Annotated in this window: 23 protein-coding genes; 14 read left to right on the plus strand and 9 right to left on the minus strand. The window is 72.0% G+C overall.

Going from position 1 to position 19187, the window contains the following annotated elements; translation table 11 throughout:
- Positions 1-2: 2 nt before the first annotated feature.
- Together OG738_RS15010 and OG738_RS15015 are read right to left on the minus strand one after the other, a co-directional pair.
- Positions 3-1688 (minus strand): L-lactate permease, encoded by a 1686-nt coding sequence (locus tag OG738_RS15010; protein WP_329054498.1) that lies wholly within the window; start codon positions 1686-1688, stop codon positions 3-5.
- Positions 1685-2467 carry an IclR family transcriptional regulator gene (locus tag OG738_RS15015; protein WP_329054499.1) on the minus strand — a complete coding sequence of 261 codons (783 nt, stop codon included), beginning with the start codon at positions 2465-2467 and terminating at the stop codon, positions 1685-1687. The genes OG738_RS15010 and OG738_RS15015 overlap by 4 nt, the downstream gene beginning before the upstream one ends.
- Positions 2468-2882: 415 nt before the next feature.
- Between OG738_RS15015 and OG738_RS15020 the strand changes: the two genes are divergently transcribed.
- From OG738_RS15020 to OG738_RS15075, 12 genes are all read left to right on the plus strand, one after another.
- Entirely contained in the window at positions 2883-4112 is a 1230-nt protein-coding gene (locus OG738_RS15020; protein WP_329054500.1) for a MurT ligase domain-containing protein, read from the plus strand.
- Positions 4105-4818 carry a type 1 glutamine amidotransferase gene (locus tag OG738_RS15025; RefSeq protein WP_329054502.1) on the plus strand — a complete coding sequence of 238 codons (714 nt, stop codon included), beginning with the start codon at positions 4105-4107 and terminating at the stop codon, positions 4816-4818. The genes OG738_RS15020 and OG738_RS15025 overlap by 8 nt, the downstream gene beginning before the upstream one ends.
- 29 nt (positions 4819-4847) lie before the next feature.
- Positions 4848-6236 carry a sensor histidine kinase gene (locus OG738_RS15030; RefSeq protein WP_329054503.1) on the plus strand — a complete coding sequence of 463 codons (1389 nt, stop codon included), beginning with the start codon at positions 4848-4850 and terminating at the stop codon, positions 6234-6236.
- Positions 6236-6916, plus strand: a complete 681-nt coding sequence (locus OG738_RS15035; RefSeq protein ID WP_155547547.1) for a response regulator transcription factor — start codon at positions 6236-6238, stop codon at positions 6914-6916. Before OG738_RS15030 ends, OG738_RS15035 begins: the two co-directional genes overlap by 1 nt.
- A gap of 184 nt (positions 6917-7100) precedes the next feature.
- Entirely contained in the window at positions 7101-7430 is a 330-nt protein-coding gene (locus OG738_RS15040) for a gas vesicle protein GvpO (RefSeq protein WP_329054507.1), read from the plus strand.
- An 8-nt stretch (positions 7431-7438) separates the two neighbouring features.
- Positions 7439-7732 (plus strand): gas vesicle protein, encoded by a 294-nt coding sequence (locus tag OG738_RS15045; RefSeq protein ID WP_329054508.1) that lies wholly within the window; start codon positions 7439-7441, stop codon positions 7730-7732.
- Positions 7729-8451, plus strand: a complete 723-nt coding sequence (locus tag OG738_RS15050) for a GvpL/GvpF family gas vesicle protein (RefSeq protein ID WP_329054509.1) — start codon at positions 7729-7731, stop codon at positions 8449-8451. Before OG738_RS15045 ends, OG738_RS15050 begins: the two co-directional genes overlap by 4 nt.
- Positions 8444-8593, plus strand: a complete 150-nt coding sequence (gene gvpJ / locus OG738_RS15055; protein ID WP_329054510.1) for a gas vesicle protein GvpJ — start codon at positions 8444-8446, stop codon at positions 8591-8593. Before OG738_RS15050 ends, gvpJ (OG738_RS15055) begins: the two co-directional genes overlap by 8 nt.
- A complete protein-coding gene (locus OG738_RS15060) occupies positions 8590-8811 on the plus strand; it encodes a gas vesicle protein K (RefSeq protein WP_329054512.1) in 222 nt (73 codons plus the stop codon). Before gvpJ (OG738_RS15055) ends, OG738_RS15060 begins: the two co-directional genes overlap by 4 nt.
- Positions 8812-9129 carry a gas vesicle protein GvpJ gene (gene gvpJ / locus OG738_RS15065; protein WP_329054513.1) on the plus strand — a complete coding sequence of 106 codons (318 nt, stop codon included), beginning with the start codon at positions 8812-8814 and terminating at the stop codon, positions 9127-9129.
- Complete coding sequence (locus OG738_RS15070) at positions 9126-9686, plus strand: GvpL/GvpF family gas vesicle protein (protein WP_329054514.1); 561 nt, start codon at positions 9126-9128, stop codon at positions 9684-9686. Before gvpJ (OG738_RS15065) ends, OG738_RS15070 begins: the two co-directional genes overlap by 4 nt.
- Positions 9687-9760: 74 nt before the next feature.
- Entirely contained in the window at positions 9761-10288 is a 528-nt protein-coding gene (locus OG738_RS15075; protein WP_329054515.1) for an NHL repeat-containing protein, read from the plus strand.
- Between the two features lie 16 nt (positions 10289-10304).
- Here the strand turns inward: OG738_RS15075 and OG738_RS15080 are convergent, their stop codons facing one another.
- The 4 genes from OG738_RS15080 to OG738_RS15095 are packed head-to-tail and all read right to left on the minus strand — an operon-like array spanning position 10305 to position 12653.
- Positions 10305-11057: a dienelactone hydrolase family protein gene (locus OG738_RS15080; RefSeq protein ID WP_329054516.1), complete on the minus strand. Its 753-nt coding sequence runs from the start codon at positions 11055-11057 to the stop codon at positions 10305-10307.
- Positions 11058-11095: 38 nt separating this feature from the next.
- Complete coding sequence (locus OG738_RS15085) at positions 11096-11497, minus strand: CoA-binding protein (protein ID WP_329054517.1); 402 nt, start codon at positions 11495-11497, stop codon at positions 11096-11098.
- A gap of 23 nt (positions 11498-11520) precedes the next feature.
- Positions 11521-12093 carry a hypothetical protein gene (locus OG738_RS15090; protein ID WP_329054518.1) on the minus strand — a complete coding sequence of 191 codons (573 nt, stop codon included), beginning with the start codon at positions 12091-12093 and terminating at the stop codon, positions 11521-11523.
- 56 nt (positions 12094-12149) lie between these two features.
- Positions 12150-12653, minus strand: a complete 504-nt coding sequence (locus tag OG738_RS15095) for a VOC family protein (RefSeq protein WP_329054519.1) — start codon at positions 12651-12653, stop codon at positions 12150-12152.
- Between the two features lie 140 nt (positions 12654-12793).
- Between OG738_RS15095 and OG738_RS15100 the strand changes: the two genes are divergently transcribed.
- Both OG738_RS15100 and OG738_RS15105 read left to right on the plus strand, forming a co-directional pair.
- Positions 12794-13585 carry a 2-keto-4-pentenoate hydratase gene (locus OG738_RS15100; RefSeq protein ID WP_329054521.1) on the plus strand — a complete coding sequence of 264 codons (792 nt, stop codon included), beginning with the start codon at positions 12794-12796 and terminating at the stop codon, positions 13583-13585.
- Entirely contained in the window at positions 13582-14337 is a 756-nt protein-coding gene (locus OG738_RS15105) for a 2-keto-4-pentenoate hydratase (RefSeq protein WP_329054522.1), read from the plus strand. The genes OG738_RS15100 and OG738_RS15105 overlap by 4 nt, the downstream gene beginning before the upstream one ends.
- 78 nt (positions 14338-14415) lie before the next feature.
- Here the strand turns inward: OG738_RS15105 and OG738_RS15110 are convergent, their stop codons facing one another.
- From OG738_RS15110 to OG738_RS15120, 3 genes are all read right to left on the minus strand, one after another.
- Positions 14416-15300, minus strand: a complete 885-nt coding sequence (locus tag OG738_RS15110) for an alpha/beta fold hydrolase (RefSeq protein ID WP_329054523.1) — start codon at positions 15298-15300, stop codon at positions 14416-14418.
- A complete protein-coding gene (locus tag OG738_RS15115; protein ID WP_329054524.1) occupies positions 15300-16775 on the minus strand; it encodes a WS/DGAT/MGAT family O-acyltransferase in 1476 nt (491 codons plus the stop codon). Before OG738_RS15115 ends, OG738_RS15110 begins: the two co-directional genes overlap by 1 nt.
- A 424-nt stretch (positions 16776-17199) precedes the next feature.
- Positions 17200-19164 (minus strand): ABC transporter ATP-binding protein, encoded by a 1965-nt coding sequence (locus OG738_RS15120; RefSeq protein ID WP_329056708.1) that lies wholly within the window; start codon positions 19162-19164, stop codon positions 17200-17202.
- Between the last annotated feature and the right edge of the window lie 23 nt (positions 19165-19187).

The following is a 19187-nucleotide window of genomic DNA, read 5'->3' on the forward strand; positions in this document are numbered from 1 at the left end:
GCCTAGGGCGACGGGATCATCGCCGTCAGGATCGTGGCCTGCAGCAGGGAGATCACGCCGACCACCGCGGTCAGCAGCAGCGACCAGAGGAACGTCTGCCGCAGCAGGGATCCCTCCTTGCCGCTCTGCCCGATCGCCGTCGCGCCGATCGACAGGTTCTGCGGCGAGATCATCTTGCCCATCACGCCGCCCGACGTGTTCGTCGCGCCGGCCAGGATCGGGTTGAGGTTCAGCTGCTGGGCCGAGATCACCTGCATCGGGCCGAACAGGCTGTTCGTCGACGCGTCCGACCCCGTCAGGAAGACGCCCAGCCAGCCGATGTAGGCCGAGAACAGCGGGAAGACCGCGCCCGTCGTCGCCAGGGCCAAGCCCAGCGTCTGCGTCGCGCCGGAGTAGTTCATCACGAACGCGATCGCGAGGATCATGAAGATCGTCGCGAGCGCCCAGCGCATCTGGAACAGCGTGCTCCGGTACGTCTTCGCCAGCAGCCCCGGCCGCGCGCCCATTGCGAACCCGGCGAGCACCGCCGCGACGAGCGCGACCGTGCCCGGCGAGAAGAGGAAGTCGACGGTGAACGTCGCCGCGTACGGCGCGTTCTTCGCGGTGATCGGCGGGTGCTGGATCACGTGGTTGTGCAGCCCCGGCCACGCGAAGACCCAGTCGGCCTCGTGCAGCAGCTTCGTCAGGTCCAGCCAGGTGGGCAGGTTCTTGAAGATCGTGCCGATCCGCGACAGGAAGATGGCGAGGATCAGGATGATGTAGGGCATCCACGCGTAGAGCGCGCCGCGCCCGGCCTGCGCGGCTCCGAGGCTCTTCGCCGCGGCTTCTTCGCCGTCGAAGCGCCACACCGACGCGGGCTGCCAGAACCGCGTCAGGACCCACAACGCGGCCATCGCGGTGAGCGCGGCGAGGACGTCGACCAGGCTGGCGCTGATGTAGTTGGACGCGGCGAACTGCATGGCCGCGAACGCGAGCCCGGCGGTCAGCACCGCCGGCCACACCTCGAGCATGCGCTTCCAGCCGGCCAGCACCACGACGAGGAAGGCGGGGATGATCAGCGCAAGCACGGGAACCTGACGCCCGACCATCGCCGAGAACAGCTCGGTCGCCTGGTCCTGCTTGACGTGCATGATCGGCGCGGTCAGCCTGCCGAGCACGATCAGCGGGTTGCCGAGCCCGCCGAACGCGACCGGCGCGGTGTTCGCCAGCAGCGCCAGCACGACGGCCTTCACCGGCGGGAACCCGAGCGCGGCCAGCATCGCCGCGGTGATCGCGATCGGCGACCCGCCGCCCGCGACGCCTTCGAGCAGCGCGCCGAAGCCGAACGCGATGAGCAGCGCCTGCAGCCGCCGGTCCTCGCTGAACCCGGCGAGCACGCGCTTGATCGCGTCGAACCGGCCGGTGGCGACCGTGACGTTGTGGAAGTACACGGCGTGGAACGCGATCCAGGCCACCGACCAGACGCCGAAGAGCACGCCCATCGCGGCGGAGTCGAACGCCAGCGCGGCCGGCATCCGGTACAGCAGCAGGGCCACGCCGAGCGCGGTGACCAGCGCGAGCGCGGCCGAAAGGTGCGCGGAGAAGCGGACCACGCCGAGCGCGACGAGCAGCACGATGATCGGGAGCGCGGCGAGCAGCGCGGAGACCCAGAGGCCGCCCGCCGGCTGGTAGTCCTGGAGCCAGGTCATCCCCGCTGCCCGCGGACGTATCCGAGCCGCAGCGAAAGCGCGGCGGCGGTCCCGGCCACGGAGGCACCCAGTTCGTCGAGCCGCCGCAGCACGCGCGGCGCCGGCCCGGCGATGCTGATGGCGGCGATCGGCCGTCCCGAGTGATCGCGCACGGCCGCGGCGACGCACCCGACGTCCGGCTCGTTTTCGACCTCGTCGATGGCCCAGCCGCGACGGCTGGTGCGCGCGAGCTCGTCGAGCAGGCGAAGCGGGTCGTTGATCGTCTTGAGCGTCAAGGAGTCCAGTTTCATGCGGCGGACGCGTTCGGCCCGGTCGGCCTCGGGCAGCGCGGCGAGCCACGCCTTCCCGAGGGACGTCGCGTGCTGCGGCCGCCGCGTGCCGAGCCGGCAGGCGAGGGTGACGGCACTGGCACTGCGTTCGGTGGCGACGTAGACCATGGTGTCGTTGTCGGGCACGGCGAGGTAGGTGGTCTCCCCGGACCGTTCGGCGAGCGACGCGAGGTACCGCGGCGCACACCGGTGCAGATCGGTGGCGGCCATGGCCCGCGCGCCGAGCTCGACGAGTCTCGTGCCGAGCCGGACCCGCCCGGTGACCTGGTCGGCTTCGAGGTATTCGAGGCTCTTCAGGGTGCCGACGATGCGGTAGGCGGCACTGCGGGAAAGCCCCAGTTGCCGAGCGATCGCATTGGTGGAAATCTCCTGGTGCCGACCCACGTGCTCCAGCACCGCGAGCCCGCGTTCGAGAGTTCCGCTGTTCTCCAGCCCGCGCTCCGGTCCCACGCTGCCCTCCGTTGGACGTTCCCCGGTTTCCGCTCAGCGGTACGCATTTCCGCTGGGTGGGGTTGGACGGTAACACCTCCGATGTATGTGCGGAAGATCTTGGAATACTTCGGAACAAAGCCGGTAGTTGTGCATGCTAATTGGTACAACCTCCGATGGTTAACTTTCCTGCCTATGGCGGTTGTGGAGCCGTTGCCAGGGTCGTTCGACAAGTTCGACAGAGGCGCCGTTCAGATTCGTGAATGGGTCGTGAAGGGCGTAGAGGCGGGTCTTGAATGACTCGTTCGGAACCTCCGGCGACCTGGGCGAGCCATTCGAGACGGCGCTACGGGCCTCGCCGGGTCTGCTCGGCGCTCGGGTGGGCCGAGTCACGGACTCAGCGAAATCACAGCGCCCGCCAAGCACCATCCAGCCAGTGTCCGCCCGAAGCCCTCTCCGTACCCGTGCGTCCGTCGCCGCCGGGCGCGTCAGCGCCTGGCTCTCCCGCAGCGCCGGCCTCGGTCAAGGCGGTGTCATCGGTGGGCGGGTGATGCTCGCGCTCGATCCGCGCGCGCTCAAGCGGCTGGGGCGGGACCGGACCGTCGTGCTCGTCACCGGCACCAACGGCAAGACCACCACCGCCCTGATGATCACGCGCGCCCTCGAAGCCCTCGCCGAGGTCGCCGCCAACAGCGACGGCGCCAACATGCCCGACGGCGTCCTCGCCGCACTGGCCGCGCGGCCCGACGCGCCCTACGCCGTTCTCGAAGTCGACGAGACCTACCTGCCCTGGGTCGCCGAGCAGGTGAACCCCGCGGTGCTCGTCCTGCTCAACCTCAGCCGCGACCAGCTCGACCGCGTCGGCGAGGTGCGCTCGACCGAACGCGATCTGCGCGCCGCGATCGCCGCACATCCCGAAACCACGATTGTCGCCAATAGTGACGACGTTCTCGTCACCTCCGCGGCCACCGATGCGTCGAAGGTCGTGTGGGTCGGCACCGGCCGCCGCTGGACCGGGGACTCGACCGCCTGCCCGCGCTGCGACGGCCTGATCAAGCACGAAAAAGACCACTGGAGCTGCGCCTGCGGCCTCGCCCGCCCCGAGCCGGCCTGGACCCTCGACGGGGACCTCGTCAGCACGCCCGGGGGTCGGCAAGTCGACCTCGACCTCCGGCTGCCCGGCGACGCGAACCGCGCCAACGCCGCGTTCGCGCTCGCCGCCGCGCACCGGCTCGGCGTGCCGCCGCACACCGCCGCCGCGCGGCTGCGGACCATCACCGACATCGGCGGCCGCTACCGCACGGTCCGCCGGTCGCGGCACTTCGTGCGGCTCATGCTGGCCAAGAACCCGGCCGGCTGGGTCGAAACCCTGCGGGTGCTGGACGAGGACACCCCGGTCGTCGTCGCCGTCAACGCCCAGGAGGCCGACGGCCGCGACCTGTCCTGGCTCTGGGACGTGCACTTCGAACGGCTGCGCGGCCGGCAGGTCGTGGTCACCGGCGAGCGCGGCGCCGACCTCTCCGTGCGGCTCTGCTACGCCGAGGTCGCGCACTGGGCCGAGCCCGACCCGGTCGCCGCGATCGACGCGCTGCCGCCCGGCGCCGTCGAGCTGGTCGCCAACTACACCGCGTTCCGCGACCTCGTGAGCAGGCTGCCCGGTGACTGACTCGATCGTCCAGATCGGCCTCCTGCTGCCCGAGGTGCTCGGCACCTACGGCGATTCCGGCAACGCGCAGGTCCTCTGCCAGCGGCTGCGCTGGCGCGGGTTCGACGCCGAGGTCGTGCCGGTCGCGCTCGGCGAGCCGGTACCGTCCACTTTGGACCTCTACCTGCTCGGCGGCGGCGAGGACGGCGCACAGGCACTGGCCGCGGCCCACCTCCGGAAGTACCGGCGGGCGCTGACGCCGCAGGCGGTGGTCTTCGGCGTCTGCGCCGGCCTGCAGGTGCTCGGCACCCGCTTCCGCGGCCTCGACGGCGTCGACCACGACGGTCTCGGCCTGCTCGACGTCGCCACCGAAGCCGGCGCGCGGCGCGCGGTCTCCGAACTCGTCGCGACGTCGTCCGGGCTGCTGGACGACGCCCCGCTCACCGGGTTCGAGAACCACCTCGGCGTCAGCAAGCTCGGCTCCGGCAGCGAGTCGCTCGGGCACGTCGTGCGCGGTACCGGCAACGGCGACGGCACCGAAGGCGCGGTGACCGACCACATCGTCGGCACCTACCTGCACGGCCCGGCGCTCGCCCGCAACCCCGCGCTGGCGGACCTGCTGCTCACCTGGACGGTCGGGCACCCCCTGCCGCCGCTGGAGCTGCCCGAGGTCGACCGCCTGCGCGTGGAGCGGCTCACCGCCACCCGCCGGCGGCGGACTTCGTAGTGGCCGCACTCCGTGGTTACGCTGAGTTGGTGAAACTGGGCAGGGTGATCGCCGCGACCGGCGTGCGCATGCGAACCACCGCGGTGGCCGTCTTCGCGCTCGCGCTGGCCATCGCGGCCGCGCTCGCGGTGGTCGTGGTGCTGCTGGAAGAGTCGCTGGACCGCAGCGTCACCGAAAGTGCCCGCAGTACCGGCCGGCAGGTCGCCATCCAGCTCGTCCGCGAGGGCGCGCGCGACCTCAGCGCGTCCGACGTCGCCAGCACTGGCGACACCGAGGCCGTCACCCAGGTGCTCAACGCGCGGGGCGTGCCGATCGCGAGCGACCCGGCGATCGTCGGGCACCCGCCGCTGACCGCCGCCCGCCCGGCCGTGGGCCAGGAGACCATCGAGACCCTCCCGCTCGGGCTCAACGGCGACAGCGCCGACTACCGCGTCGTGTCGCAGGAGGTGAACGGGCCGGGCGGGCCGTACACGGTGGTTTCCGCTCGGTCGTTGGAGCCGGTGACCGAGGCCTCGACCCGGCTGACGCTCCTGCTCGGGCTGATCGCGATCCCGCTGCTGGCGATCGCCGGGCTCGCGGTCTACCGCGCGGTCGGCTCGGCGCTGCGGCCGGTCGAGCGGATGCGCCGGACCGTCGCCGAGATCTCGACGCGCGACCTCACCGCCCGCGTCCCGCTGCCGCCGGGCGGTGACGAGGTGCACCGGCTGGCCGTGACGCTCAACGAGATGCTCCGGCGGCTCGCGTCGGCGCAGGCCGCGCAACGCCGGTTCGTCGCGGACGCCAGTCACGAGCTGCGCTCGCCGCTGTCCACGATCAGCACCGCGCTCGACGTCTCCGGGCGGCACCCGGAGAGCACCGAGGATCTGGTGCCGGTGATCGCCAGGGAGACCGCGCGGCTGCGCGAGCTCGTCGACGACCTGCTGATGCTCGCCCGCACCGACGACGCGACCGACCGGCCGTCGCGCACCGAGGTCGATCTCGACGACATCGTCCGCGCCGAAGCGGAGCGGGTCCGCGCCGAGTGCGCGCTGGACGTCGAGGTCCGGGCCGGGCCGGCGAAGGTGCGCGGCAGCGAGGCCCAGCTGCGGCGGGCGGTGCGGAACCTGGTCGACAACGCGCGCGGGCACGCGCGCTCGCACATCCGCGTCGCCAGCTCGGTGCGCGGCGATCTCGCCGTCGTCGAGGTGAGCGACGACGGCCCGGGCGTCGGGGAAGGCGACCGCGAGCGGATCTTCGAGCGGTTCGTCCGGCTCGACGCGTCGCGGCAGCGCGGGCACGGCGGCACCGGGCTGGGCCTGCCGATCGTGGCGGGCATCGCGGCCCGCCACGGCGGCCGGGCGCGCTGCGCCGCGTCGGAGGAGCCGGGCGCGCGGTTCGTGCTGGAGCTGCCGGTGCTCGAACTGCCGGAGGAGGAGTAGTGCGCCTGCTGATCGTGGAGGACGAGCGCGAGTTCGCGGAGACGCTGCGGCGCGGCCTGGTCGCCGAGGGGTTCACCGTTGACGTCGCGCACACCGGACGCGAGGGGCTCTGGCGGGCGACCGAGCAGGAGTACGACGTCGTCGTGCTCGACATCATGCTGCCCGAGCTGTCGGGCTACGAGGTGCTCAAGCGCCTGCGCGCGGCCGAGAACTGGACGCCGGTGCTGATGCTCACCGCGAAGGACGGCGAGTACGACGAGGCCGACGCGTTCGACCTCGGTGCCGACGACTACCTGTCGAAGCCGTTCTCCTTCGTCGTCCTCATCGCCCGGCTGCGCGCGCTGCTGCGCCGGGGCGCGCCGGCCCGTCCGGCCGTGCTGGAGGCGGGCGACCTGCGGCTCGACCCGTCCGCCCGGACCGTCCACAGAGGACAACAGCGGATCGAGCTGACCGCGCGCGAGTTCGGGCTGCTGGAGTTCCTGCTGCGGCGGCCGGGCACCGCGCTGACGAAGAACGAGATCCTCGGCCACGTCTGGGACGCGCACTACGACGGCGACGAGAACGTCGTCGAGGTGTACATCGGGTACCTGCGGCGCAAGATCGACGTCCCGTTCGGCACCCGCACCATCGAGACGGTCCGGGGCGTCGGGTACCGGCTCGTGGACGTTACTCGATCGTAATCTTCCGCGCGGAATCGGTGAATTGGTTCCGCTGGGCGTCCCGGTACTGGTCCGTTCGTCGCCGCGGATTGCCGCAGATCGCCCAGCCGTTCCCGCGAATCGGTGAAAAATACCGTGCCGTAGCTCATCTGCGGGCGGTTGTGCCCGTTGCTACGGTGGGCACCCACCCGAGACCAGGAAAGCGATGACGGAATCGCCAGAACCGTTCCTTGCGCAAAACAACAATCTACCGGAAGACTCCGGGAAATCCGTTTCCCGGCTTCGCGCCGCCGACGCCATCCGGGAAGCGACGACCCAGTTCGGCGTGGTCACGGGGCTGGCCCTGCACGCCGTGACCGGGCTCCGGACCCGCGCCGACGGCGGCTGGTCCGTGCTCGTCGACGTCGTCGAGCTGGCCCGGATCCCGGACTCCACCAGCGTGCTGGCCACCTACCGGGTGGACCTCGACGCCGCGGGCGAGCTCACCGCGTGCGAGCGGCTGCGACGGTTCACCCGCGGCGCCACCGATTCCTGAAAGGGAGTGTGACACGATTGGCCGCTTCGTCCGATTCATTGGCGGACATTCTGGAACGCGTGCTCGACAAGGGCGTCGTGATAGCCGGTGACATCGGCGTCAGCGTCGTCGACGTCGAATTGCTGACGCTGCGGATCCGGCTGTTCATCGCTTCGGCGCAGACCGCCCGGGAAATGGGGATGGACTGGTGGACGAACGACCCGTTCTTCTCGCCGAACGCCCAGCGTGAAGAGCTGGCGGCCCGCGTCGCCGAACTGGAGGCCCGGCTGCCGGCGCCGAGCGGGACGGGGGAACAGCGGTGAGCGAGTGGCTGTGCGCGTACGCGATCACGCGCAACCGTCCGTCCACTTTGGACATCGGCGCGCCGCGGCTGATCGGCTACCGCGACCTCGGGGTCGTCGTCTCCGAAGTGACTCCCGAGCGCTTCGACCGGATCGACACGCTCGACCCGGTCGACGGCACGCTCGCCGAGCTGGCCCGCGAACACGACGCCGTCGTGCGCGCGGTGTTCCGGCACGAACCCGTGCTGCCGCTGCGGTTCGGCACGGTCCTCGACGGCGAAGACGCCGCGCGCCGGCTGTTGGAGGCCGCCTACGACCAGGCCCGCGACTGCCTCGACGAAGTGGCCGGGCACCGCGAGTGGGGCGTCCGGGTGCGGCACGCCGAGCCCACGACGGCCCGCCCGGACGCGGCGGGCCTGACGGGCACGCAGTACCTCGTCCGCCGGCGGGAACGGCTGAAGGCGATCCAGCGCGGCCGCGAAGACGTCGTCAAGGTGGCCTCGGGGCTGGCAACCGCGCTGCGCGGGCACGCCGCCGACAGCATGGAGCGGGCCCGGCCGCACGGCGTGCTGGCCAACACGGCCTACCTGGTCGCGAAGGGGCAGGAAGCGGCGTTCCACGCGGAGTTCGAGTGGTTCGCCCGCGAGCTGCGCCAGGCCGGCGCGACGGTCGAGACGTCCGGCCCGTGGCCGCCGTACTCGTTCACCGACGTCGAGCTCGGGGTGACGGCGGATGGCTGACGCCGTCGAGTCCGTCGCCGACCTGCTCGACCGGGTGGTGCACCGGGGTGCCGTCGTGACCGGCGACGTGATCATCTCGCTCGCCGGCATCGACCTGGTGCGGCTCGACCTGCGGCGGCTGCTGCTCGGGCTCGAAGAGTGAGCGAGCCCGTCCGGATCCCCGCCGACGCGGGACGCGGGCTCGGCCACCTGGTCGTCACCGTGCTCGACATCCTCCGCGAAGTGCTCGAACGCCAAGCCCTGCGGCGCCTCGACGCCGGATCCCTCACCCCCGCCCAGGTCGAAGACCTCGGCCAGGCCCTGATCGCGCTGGAGCTGCGGTTCGCCGAGATCCGCGCGGCCCTCGACGAAAGGATCTAAGTGACCAGACCGGGACAGACCGGCGGCGGACTCGCCGACACGCTCGACATCCTGCTCGACAAGGGTCTCGTGATCGACGCTTCGGTGCGGGTGTCGGTGATCGGGATCGAGCTGCTGGCGATCGAGGCGCGGATCGTGATCGCCAGCGTCGACACCTACATCCGCTACCTGGAAGCGATGCAGCGCCTGCAGAACACGACCGTGCCCGGGCAGATCTCGCAGGGGCTGGGGCAGACGACCGGGCTGATCCCGCCCCCGCCACCCACGCCCGCGGTGGCGGTGCCGGTGGAGCCGGCCGTCCCGGTCGACCAGCCGTGACGCTGCAGCTCTACGGCGTCGTGCGGGCCGGGCACCCGAGGGCACCGCGGACGGTGTGCTGGGACGACCTGGCGATGGTCGTCGGCGATCCCGAGCCCGACCCGGCGGTGCACCTGGCGGTGGTCTCCGCGCTCGTCGAGGGCGGCCCGGTGCTGCCGGTCCGGTTCGGCACCGTGGCCGACGACGAGGACGCCGTCCGCACCGAGGTGCTGGCTCCGGCCGCCGGCGAGTACCGCGCCGATCTCGACCGGCTCGACGGGCTGGCCGAGGTGCACGTCTGCCTGCGGTTCACCGAGCCCGGCTCGCCGTGGCGCTCCGCGCGGTCCGACGTGCTGCTGAGCGAGGTCGCCGAGCGCGCCCGCGATTCCGTGGCGCTGCCCGCCGGGGAGAGCGCCGACGAGCGGTGGGCGTTCCTGGTCGGGCTGGGCGACCTGCTCGTCGTCCGCGACGCGGTCACCGGGCTCACCCGCGGCGGCGGCGTCCAGGCCGACTGGGTCGGGCCGCTGCCCGCGTACAGCTTCCTGGAGCGGCGGACCTGCACGCGGTGGAGCTGGTGAGCGACGGCGGAACAGTCGCTGAACACTCCTTTCGGGACTGGCCGCGGTGGCTCGCGGTCGGCGATCCTGGCCGCGTGGGCACCAGTGAAGTCGCGGCGCTCCCGCGCGCGTTCGGCGGGCCCGGCTCCGGGCCGGGCCAGTTCCGCGCGCCGTCGGGCATCGCCGTCGACGTGCGCGGACGCGTGTGGGTGGCCGACACCGGCAACGACCGAGTGCAGGCGTTCACCCGCGACGGCGCGCTCGTGCGCGTGCTCGCCGGCCGGCTCAAGGCGCCGGAAGGGGTCGCGGTCGACGCGGCGGGCAACGTCTACGTCGCCGACACCGGCAACCGGCGTGTGGTGCAGTTCTCGTGGTGGGGCGGGTTCGTGCGCGAGTTCGGCGACCTGGTCCGGCCGCGCGGCGTCGCGCTGGACCGGGCCGGGCGGCTGCTGGTCGACGACACCGGCCGCGTAGCGCGGTTCGACACCCGCACAGGCACGGCGCTGTCCGACACGGCCGAGCCGATCAGCTCACCGCGTGACGTCGCCGACGACGGCCTCGGCGGAGTCTGGGTCGCCGAAACCGGCAACCACCGCATCGTCCACTTCGGAGCGTCCGCCTAGGGAGGCCGGCCGAGCCTCAGCTGCCGGCCAGAGCGCGGGCGAGGAGAGGCAGCAGGCGGTCCCAGTGAAGCAGCAGCGCGGCGGGGTCGAAGGCGTCGGTGTCGGACATCGTGAAGCCGTGGAAGGTACCGGGGTAGATCTCGGACGTGTAGTCGACACCCGCCGCGTCCAGGGTCTGGTTGAGCTCGTCGAGAGCGGCCGGCGTCACGTCGGTTTCGGCGTGGCCGAAGTGGGCCCGGGCGGTGAGCCGGTGCAAGGCGTCTGGCCCGGCAGCGCCCACCGGGGCGTGAAACGCGGCGAGGGCGGCCACCTGCCCCGGGTGGGCCGCGGCGGTGCGCGTCGCCAGAAGGCCGCCGATGCAGTAGCCGGTCACCGCGACCGGTCCGGCGCCGACCTCGGGTTGCGCGGTGAGGAACCGGAGGTAGGCATCGGCGTCACGCAGCACGCGTTCGGTGGTGTGCGCCTCGATCAAGGGCATCAGCCGGGCGAAGATCGCGGGCCTGGCTTCCTCCCCGATGTACTCGGGGAGGTCGATCACCGGGGCCGGGCCGTTCCGGTAGAAGATGTTGGGGACGAGCACGTAGTACCCGTGACCGGCCAGTTCCCGGGCCATGTCCCGCAGCACGGGCCGGATACCGAAGCCGTCCGGGTACATCAGCACTCCTGGGTGCCGCCCGTCGTCGTCGGGGAAGGCGGCGAAGGCGTCGGCCTCGCCGTCCGCGGTGGGAATCTGCAGCGTCTTGGTGAGCGATGTCGTCCCGGTGTTCATCGCCCCACAGGATAGGGCCGCGGGAGGAACAGCACCGCCTAGTTTTTCGAGATCGCGGCCGTCGCGCGGACGACGGCGGTGCAGCGGTTCTCGACGTACTCGAGCCCGCCTTCTTCGGCGATGCGGCGCGCTTCGGCGGAGACGATGCCCTGCTGCAGCCACAGCGCCTTCGCACCGATCTCGACGGCTTCGCGGGCGATGCCCGGCGCCTCGGCGGACGGCCGAAAGACATCCACGACATCGACCGGCTCCGGGATGTCCTTCAGCGACCGGTAGACCTTCTGGCCGAGCAGCTCGGTGGCGCTCGGGTGCACCGGGATGATCCGGAAGCCGTGTGCCTGCAGGACCGCCGGGACGCCGTGCGCGGCCTTGGCCGGGTCCCGGCTCAGGCCGACGACGGCGATGGTCTTCGCGCTCTCGAGGATCTCTTCTGCCTTCATGTGGGGGGAACGCCCGCCGGGCCTCAAAGCTTCCAGAGCCGCAGGCCACGGACGCGGTAGACCGGCCAGATCACATGCCACGGCTTGCGGCGGGCGAAGGTCGCGGCGCAGGTGAGGATGTTGCGAGCGGACGTCGTCGCGACCTCGTGCCGGTCCTCCCAAACCGCGCCCTTGGCCCCGATCGCGATGCGGAACACCGTCAGCAGGCCGCGGCCCTGGAGGTCGTACTTCGCACCGGTGTCCCCGGAGCCGGGAGCCAGTTCGGCGATCTCGGCGCCGAACGCGCGGGCCGCCTGCGGCGCCACCTCGGCCGGAACCACGCCGACACTGCGCATGATCGCCTTGCCGTGCAGACGCCGCGCGTAACGGTGCAGGAGCGAGCGCTCCCACCACGGCAGCAGGCGCTGGTGCGCCAGCAGCGCGGCGCACTCGCCGTGCCCGATCGCGAAGATGCTCGTCAGCTCGTCGTAGGCGCCGTTCGTCGCCGGCTCGTTGAGGTGCAGCCGCACTTCGAACCGCGTGCGCGCGGTGAGCTCGTCGAGCTGTTCGCGGTGGTCGAGCCGCGCCTTCGCGCGAGAGAGCGTCCAATCGGACATGGGACCTCCAGGCGTCGCGCACAGGCTAAACGGCGCGCGGCGCCCGGAACACGCTTTCAGCCGATCTTCTCGCCGTACATCTTGCCGAGCGGGTCGGAGATCAGCTCGACGCGGGCACCGTCCGGATCGGACAGGTAGATGGACGTCTTGCTCTCCAGCAGGTACCGCACGCCGGCCTCGTCGAGCTTGTCCTTGATCGCGCTCCACCGATCGGGCGTGACGGACAGGGCCAGGTGGTGCAGTCCACCGAGGACTTCCGCGTACGGGCCGAGGTCCAGGCCGGGCAGGTCGAAGAAGGCGACCGCGTTGCCGTTGCCGACGTCGAAGAAGAAGTGGCTGGAGCCGGGGTAGTCGCGGTTCTCGATCAGCTCGGTGAGCGGGAAGCCGAGGATGTCCTGGTAGAACTCGATGGTCCGCTCGACATCGCTGGAGATCAGCGCGGTGTGGTGGATGCCGCGCCCGTTCGTGGCCGGTCGTTCGGCGGCCGGGCGCAGGTGGCGCTCGCGCAGCTCGTCGCGGATTTCGGCGAGCTTGGCGACCTCGGCCTGGGTCGGTGCCATGTCCCTCACGTCCCTTCCTGGTGGTGGCGACAACGCTACGCGCCATTTATCTCGCGCGCAAGAGATTGTCTGGCGAGAGTTCCGCTGGACGGAACATCGAGGCTTGTGCGCGAGGGTGCCCGCACGGCAGAGTCGCCGGAGTGGACGTCAGCAAGGTGCAGGAGGCCGCCGCCGTACTGGCGCGGGCCTATGCGACGCGCGAACCGATCGAGCCGCTGATCAAGACCTACCCGGACGCGGGGGTCGAGGACGCGTACCGGATCCAGCAGGAGCAGGTGCGGCAGTGGGTCGAGGGCGGGGACGCCGTCCGCGGGCACAAGGTCGGGCTCGCGTCCGCCGCGATGCAGCGGCAGATGGGGGTCGACCAGCCCGACTACGGGCACCTCACCGGCAGCATGTTCCACCTCGAGCACCAGCCGATCCCGACGTCGGCGTTCCTGCAGCCGCGGATCGAGCCGGAGATCGCCTTCGTGCTCGGCTCGGCCCTGCGCGGCCCCGGCGTCACGGTCGCCGACGCGGTGCGCGCGGTCGACTTCGTGCTGCCGTCGCTGGAGATCGTCGACTCGCGGATCCAGGACTGGAAGATCTCGCTGTTCGACACGATCGCCGACAACGCGTCGTCGGGTGGGGTGGTGCTGGGCAGCAGCCCGACCGCGCTGCGCGACGCGGACCTGCGGCTGGCCGGCTGCGTGCTCTACCAGAACGGTTCGGTGGCGGCGACGGGCGCGGGCGGCGCGGTGCTCGGCTCGCCGCTGAACTCGCTGGTCTGGCTGGCGAACACGGTCGGCCCGCTCGGCGTCACGCTCGAACCCGGACACGTCGTGCTGCCGGGGTCGATGACCCGGGCGATCCCGGTGTCGCCGGGCGACACGGTCGTCGCGACCATCGCCGGCCTCGGCAGCGTCACCGCGGTGTTTTCGGAGGAATCGTGAACGTGCGTGAGGCAGCCGCCGCGCTGCTGGGAACGGTTTCGGAGCGGTCCCCGCTCTCGGAGGAGTGGCCCGGGCTGGACGTCGACACGGCGTACGCGATCCAGGACGAGGCCCTCCGCCTGCGGCGGGCCCGCGGCGAGACGCTGGTCGGGCTGAAGCTGGGCCTGACGTCCCGGGCGAAGCAGCAGCGGATGGGCATCGATTCGCCGTTGCTGGCCTGGCTGACGGACGCGATGGTGCTGCCCGCGGGAGTTCCCGTGCCGCCGTTGATCCACCCGCGCGCCGAGCCGGAACTGGTCTTCGTGCTGGGTGCGCGGCTGGCGGGCCCCGGCGTCACCGCGGCTACGGCGCTCGCGGCGGTCGACCGCGTGTACGGCGGCATCGAGGTCATCGACAGCCGGTACACGGACTACCGCTTCACGCTCCCGGACGCCGTCGCGGACAACGGCTCGTCGGCGTACTTCGGCGTGGGTCCGGTGGGCCTGCCGCCGTCGGCTTTGGATCTGTCGCTGGAAGCGGCGCTGCTGGAGGTCGACGGCCAGATCGTCGACACAGCGACGGGCGCGGCGGTCCAGGGCCACCCGGCCGAAGCCCTGGCACTGGCGGCGAACGCCCTGGCCGCGCGCGGCTTGGCCCTGGAGCCGGGCTGGCTGGTCCTGACCGGCGGCATGACGGACGCAGTCCCGCTCCGCCCCGGCTCCCGCGTCGCGGCCCACTTCTCCCACCTGGGCTCGATCACCCTCTCGTCCTGACCGCGTGATGCCCCTTCAATCACGCGAGATGCGCGTCCAATCACGCGAGATGCGCGTCCAATCACGCGAGTTACGCGCTCAATCACGCGAGATCGGAGTTTCCGCACGGGCCGCGATGCGCCTGATGCCCTTGACCACCCGCGGCCAGACCGCGCGGGGCAGGTCGTGGCCCATGCCGGGGACGACGTCGAGGTCCGCGCCCGGGATGGCGCGGGCCGTCGCTCGGCCGCCGGAGACGTGGACCAGCGGGTCGCGGGCGCCGTGGACCACCAGCGCGGGCACCCGCACCTTGCGCAGCTTCGGCGCGCGGTCGCGCTCGGCCATGATCGCCGCGAGCTGACGCAGCGTGCCGCCCGGGTGGACGCCGCGGTCGAACGTGCGCTCGGCGCGCTCCCGCATGCGCGGCTCGTCGAACGGGTAGCCCGGCGAGCCGATCAGCCGGAACGTCCGGACGAGCATCTCGACGTAGGCCGCGCGAGTGCGTGGCGGTGCGCTGAGCAGCATCGACATCGCCCTGCCGCTCGGCCGCCCGACCAGCCGCCCGCCGGTGCTGGACATGATCGACGTCAGCGACAGCACCCGCTCGGGGTGCCGGATGGCCAGGGTCTGCGCGATCATCCCGCCCATCGACGCGCCGGCGACGTGCGCGGCCGGGATGCCCAGCGCGTCCAGCAGCCCGGCGGCGTCGGCGGCCATGTCCGCGAGCGAGTACGGCGCGCGGTGCAGCAGGTAAGCCTGCGCGAGGTTGGCGTCGCCGCGCATGCGGCTCGACCGTCCCGAGTCGCGGTTGTCGAACCGGATGACGTGAAACCCTTGTGCGGCAAGGGTTTCACAGAACTCTTCGTCCCACCAGATCATCGGCGCGCCGAGCCCCATGACGAGCAGCAGCGGCCGCCCGCCCGCTTCGCCGAACGTCTCGTGGCACAGCTCGACGCCGCCGACCTGCGCGACGCGCTCCGCCATCAGGCCTCCCGGGTGTGCTCGGCGGCCAGCTTGGTGAGCTCGGCCAGCGCGTCGTGCAGGTGGTCGATCAGGTCCCAGACGTCCGGGATCAGCTCGCGGCAGGCGACCAACCCGAAGTCCAGCTTGCCGTCGTAGGACATCACGGTGATGTTCAGGCCGCCACTCGCGTCGGTGATCGCGGACACCGGGTAGTTCGCGAGCAGCCGCGCGCCCGCGAGGTACAGCGGGCTCTGCGACCCGGGGACGTTCGACACGACGAGGTTCACGACGGGCGCGGTCGCGCCGAGGAAGCGCATGGTGGCGCGGGCGGCGAGCCCGCCGAGCGCGGCCGGGAGCATCCCGCTGAAGTCGACCAGCCACGACGCCGGCAACGGCTGGTAACGCTGTTTCGCGGCGACCATCGCGCTGGTGACCTCGGCCAGCCGCGCGGCGGGGTCGGCGAGGTGCGTCGGCAGCGGCGCGAGCATGACGGAGACCTGGTTGCCGGCGTCCTTCGCCTGCTCGGGCGTCCGGACCGACAGCGGGACGAGCGTGACGAGCGGCTGGTCGGGCAGCGCGTCGTGGTCGACGAGCCAGCGGCGCATCACGCTCGCGCACAACGCCATCACCACGTCGTTCACCGTGACGCCGAAGGCGTTCTTGACGTGCTTGACCTCGTCGAGGGGCAGCGAACCGTACGCGAACCGGCGGTGCGGGCTGATCGGACCGTTGAACGGCGTGGCCGGCGCGACGAGCCGCGGCCGGTCGGCCTCGTGACGGCCGGAGCCCTGACGGGTGACGCGGTCGAGCACGCTGCCGGCCTTCGCGAGCAGCCCGACGCCGGGGTAGCGGCCGAGGCCCGGCACTTCGTCGACGTGCTGCAGCAGTTTCGGTACCTGCAGCGCGGCTTTGACGGGGTGCAGCGCGAGCTTCCGCACGCCGTTGAGGGCGAGGGCGACCGGGGGCGGGATGGGCTCCTTCTGCGGTTTCTTCGGCGGTTCGGTGCTCTTCGGCTCGGCGGTGGTGTCCATCAGGACGCCGATGAGCTCGGCTCCGGAGACGCCGTCGATCGCGCTGTGGTGGACCTTCGTGTAGACGGCTTTGCTGCCGTCTTGCAGGCCGTGGATGAGATAGGCCTCCCAGAGCGGCCGCCGCCGGTCGAGCGGCCGCGCGGTGAGCCGCGCGATCTGTTCGGCGAGCTGCCGTTCGTCGCCCGGCGCGGGCAGGGCGATCTCGCGGACGTGGTACTCGAGGTCGAACTCGGGATCGTCGATCCAGTAGGGGTGGTCGAGCCCGAGCGGCACGGACAGCAGCCGCCAGCGCAGCGGTTTCGCGAGGTGCAGCCGCGAGCCGATGAGTTCGCGCAGGCCGTCGAGGGTGAGCTTGCGCTCCGGAGTGGTCGACGGGTCGAGGATCGAGAGGCCGCCGACGTGCCCGGTCGTGGTGGTCGACTCGGCGTTGAGGAACTGCACGTCCAGGGCGGTGAGCTGACGCATCGGGCCTCCTCGGGCTCGGCAGGCCAGTCTGCCCCGCGCGGGTCGGCGGGGTAAATCCGCTGGCCGGGTGCGCGGCGCCACCCGCTCACGGGGGATCCCGCTCACCCGCACCGGTGATCCGGCGGCGGTGGCGAGACTGCCGGGGTCAGGACGATTCAGCCACGGAGTCTTCGACGGCGGCCGCGCATCGGCGGCAGGGTGGGTGGGGCGGCGCGTGGTCGCTGGCCGCGCCAGGGGAGCGTGGATTGGGACGTATGGCTGCGGGTGGGCAGTGGGTGGGGGCGGGTGTTCGACGGGTGCGTGTCGGGGGCGATGTGGGCCGGGGTGCGTGGTCGGTTGTGGCGCTGGCGGCGGGAGCGCAGTAGGGGGCCCGCCTGCGACTAGGGCGATGCTGCCGAGTCCACATTGGACGGCCAGTGGGCCTTCACTGCGACCTACCCGGTGTTCCCCCTGTGGGGCGTGGCGCTGCTCGTGGCGACGGCAGGCTATCGCGCGACGACGCCGTGTCCGGTGTGCCTGTGACGCGCGGCGCGGGCACGTCCGCGAACGCGCGCGCCTGGATTTCGTACAGCTCGTGGTACGTCCCGCCCGCGCGGATCAGCTCTTCGTGGGTGCCCTGCTCGATCAGCCTGCCCTTCTCCAGCACCAAGATCCGGTCCGCCGAGCGGATGTTGGCCAACCGGTGCGTCACCAGGACCGTCGTGCGGCGGCCGCGGTGGGACGTGCTCGCGTGCTGGAGGCCGGCGAACACCCGGGCCTCCGCGCGGGCGTCGAGCGCCGCTGTGGGTTCGTCGGCCACCAGGACCGACGCGTCGCGGTAGATGCCGCGGGCGATGCCCATGCGCTGCCACTGGCCGCCGGAGAGGTCCTGGCCCTCGTCGAACTTCTTCGACAGCATGGTCTTCTCCTTGGCGGGCAACGACTCGATCACCTCGTCCGCACCCGAGTAGCCCACCGCGTCGCGCCACGCCCGGCCGCCGGGGTCGGTGCGGCCGAGGCGGCCCACCGTGATGTTGTTCGCCGCCGTCATCGGCCATTCCGCGGGTTCCTGCGCGATGACCGCGATGTTCGCGTGCACCGACGCGGGGTCGGCGTGCGCGAGGTCGACGTCGTCCCAGCGCACCACGCCTTCGTCCGGCGGGTAGAGCCCGGTCAGCAGCTTGCCGAGGGTGGTCTTGCCCGACCCGTTCTCGCCGACGAGCGCCACCACCTCGCCACGCCGGATCGTCAGCGAGATGTCCCGCAGCGCGGGCTTTTCCTGGCCGGGGTAGGTGAAGGTGACGCCCTCCAGGCGGATCTCGGCCGGGTCGGCGGGCGCGGACACGGCCGTCGGCGGCGGCTGCCGCTTCACCGACTCGACGAGCAGCTGGTGGTAGAACCCGATGTAGAACGAGTCCTCGTACAGCGAGTTGACCGCGCGCATGGTGTTGGACAGCGCCGTCGACGCCGTGCGCATCGCCAGCACCGCCGTGCCGGCCAGCGCCAGCTCCATCCCGCCGGAGTAGAGCAGCCAGCCGAGCACCAGGTACGCGACGGCGGTGCCGAACCCGGCCGCCGCCCGGCCGGTGGTGCGCACCAGGTTGCTGCGGTGCGCGAGCCGGACCTCTTCCCGCATCAGGCTTCGCGAGATGCGCCGGTACTCGCCGAGCAACGGCTCCTGCAGCGTCAGCGCGTGCCGTTCGAGGGCCATCGACCGCCAGGTGGCGACCTCCTCGACGACCGACTTGCGGATGTTGCGCCCGACCGTGTCGAGGAAGTGCCGGTAGTTCAGCTTCGCGATGCGGGCGGCGGCCCAGCCGTCGGCCGCCGCGGCAAGCAGCAGCACCGGCGCCAGCCACGGGTTGAGCAGGCCCGCGGTGAGCATCGCCGCCGCCAGCGAGATCGCCGACGACGTCAGGTCGGCCACCCGGCGGAGGCTGGTCTCGATCGAGCGGACGCCGAACCGTGCGCCCTGCCTGGCCAGCTCCCGGAAGTCCGCGTCCTCGAAGGCGATCAGCCCGACGCGCACGACTGCCGCCGTCACCGCGTCGTCCGCCGTCGCGGTGACGCGCGGCCGCAGCGCGCCTTCGACGGCCGCCACCGCCGCGTCGAGCAACGCGCGCGCCGCGTACGAGCCCATGACGACCGCGATCGCCGGCAGCGACTGCAGCACCCGCTCCGGCGTCGGGCCCTGTTCGAGCAGCGCGGTGAAGACGTTCGCCGTGGCGAGCAGCCCGAACGCCGTGACGCAGCCCGATACGACGTGGACGAGGCCGGCCAGCAGCGTCAGCCGCGGCGACGTCCGCCAGGCCAGCCGGAGCACGACGGCGATCGCGGCCGGCAGCGCGCGCACGGCCTGGCCGAACCCGGCGTTGACGACGCGTTCGTCGACGCGCGCCCATTCGGGCATCTTCACGTTCTCGACCCCGATCA

This window comes from Amycolatopsis sp. NBC_01488 (assembly GCF_036227105.1).
GTDB lineage: Bacteria > Actinomycetota > Actinomycetes > Mycobacteriales > Pseudonocardiaceae > Amycolatopsis.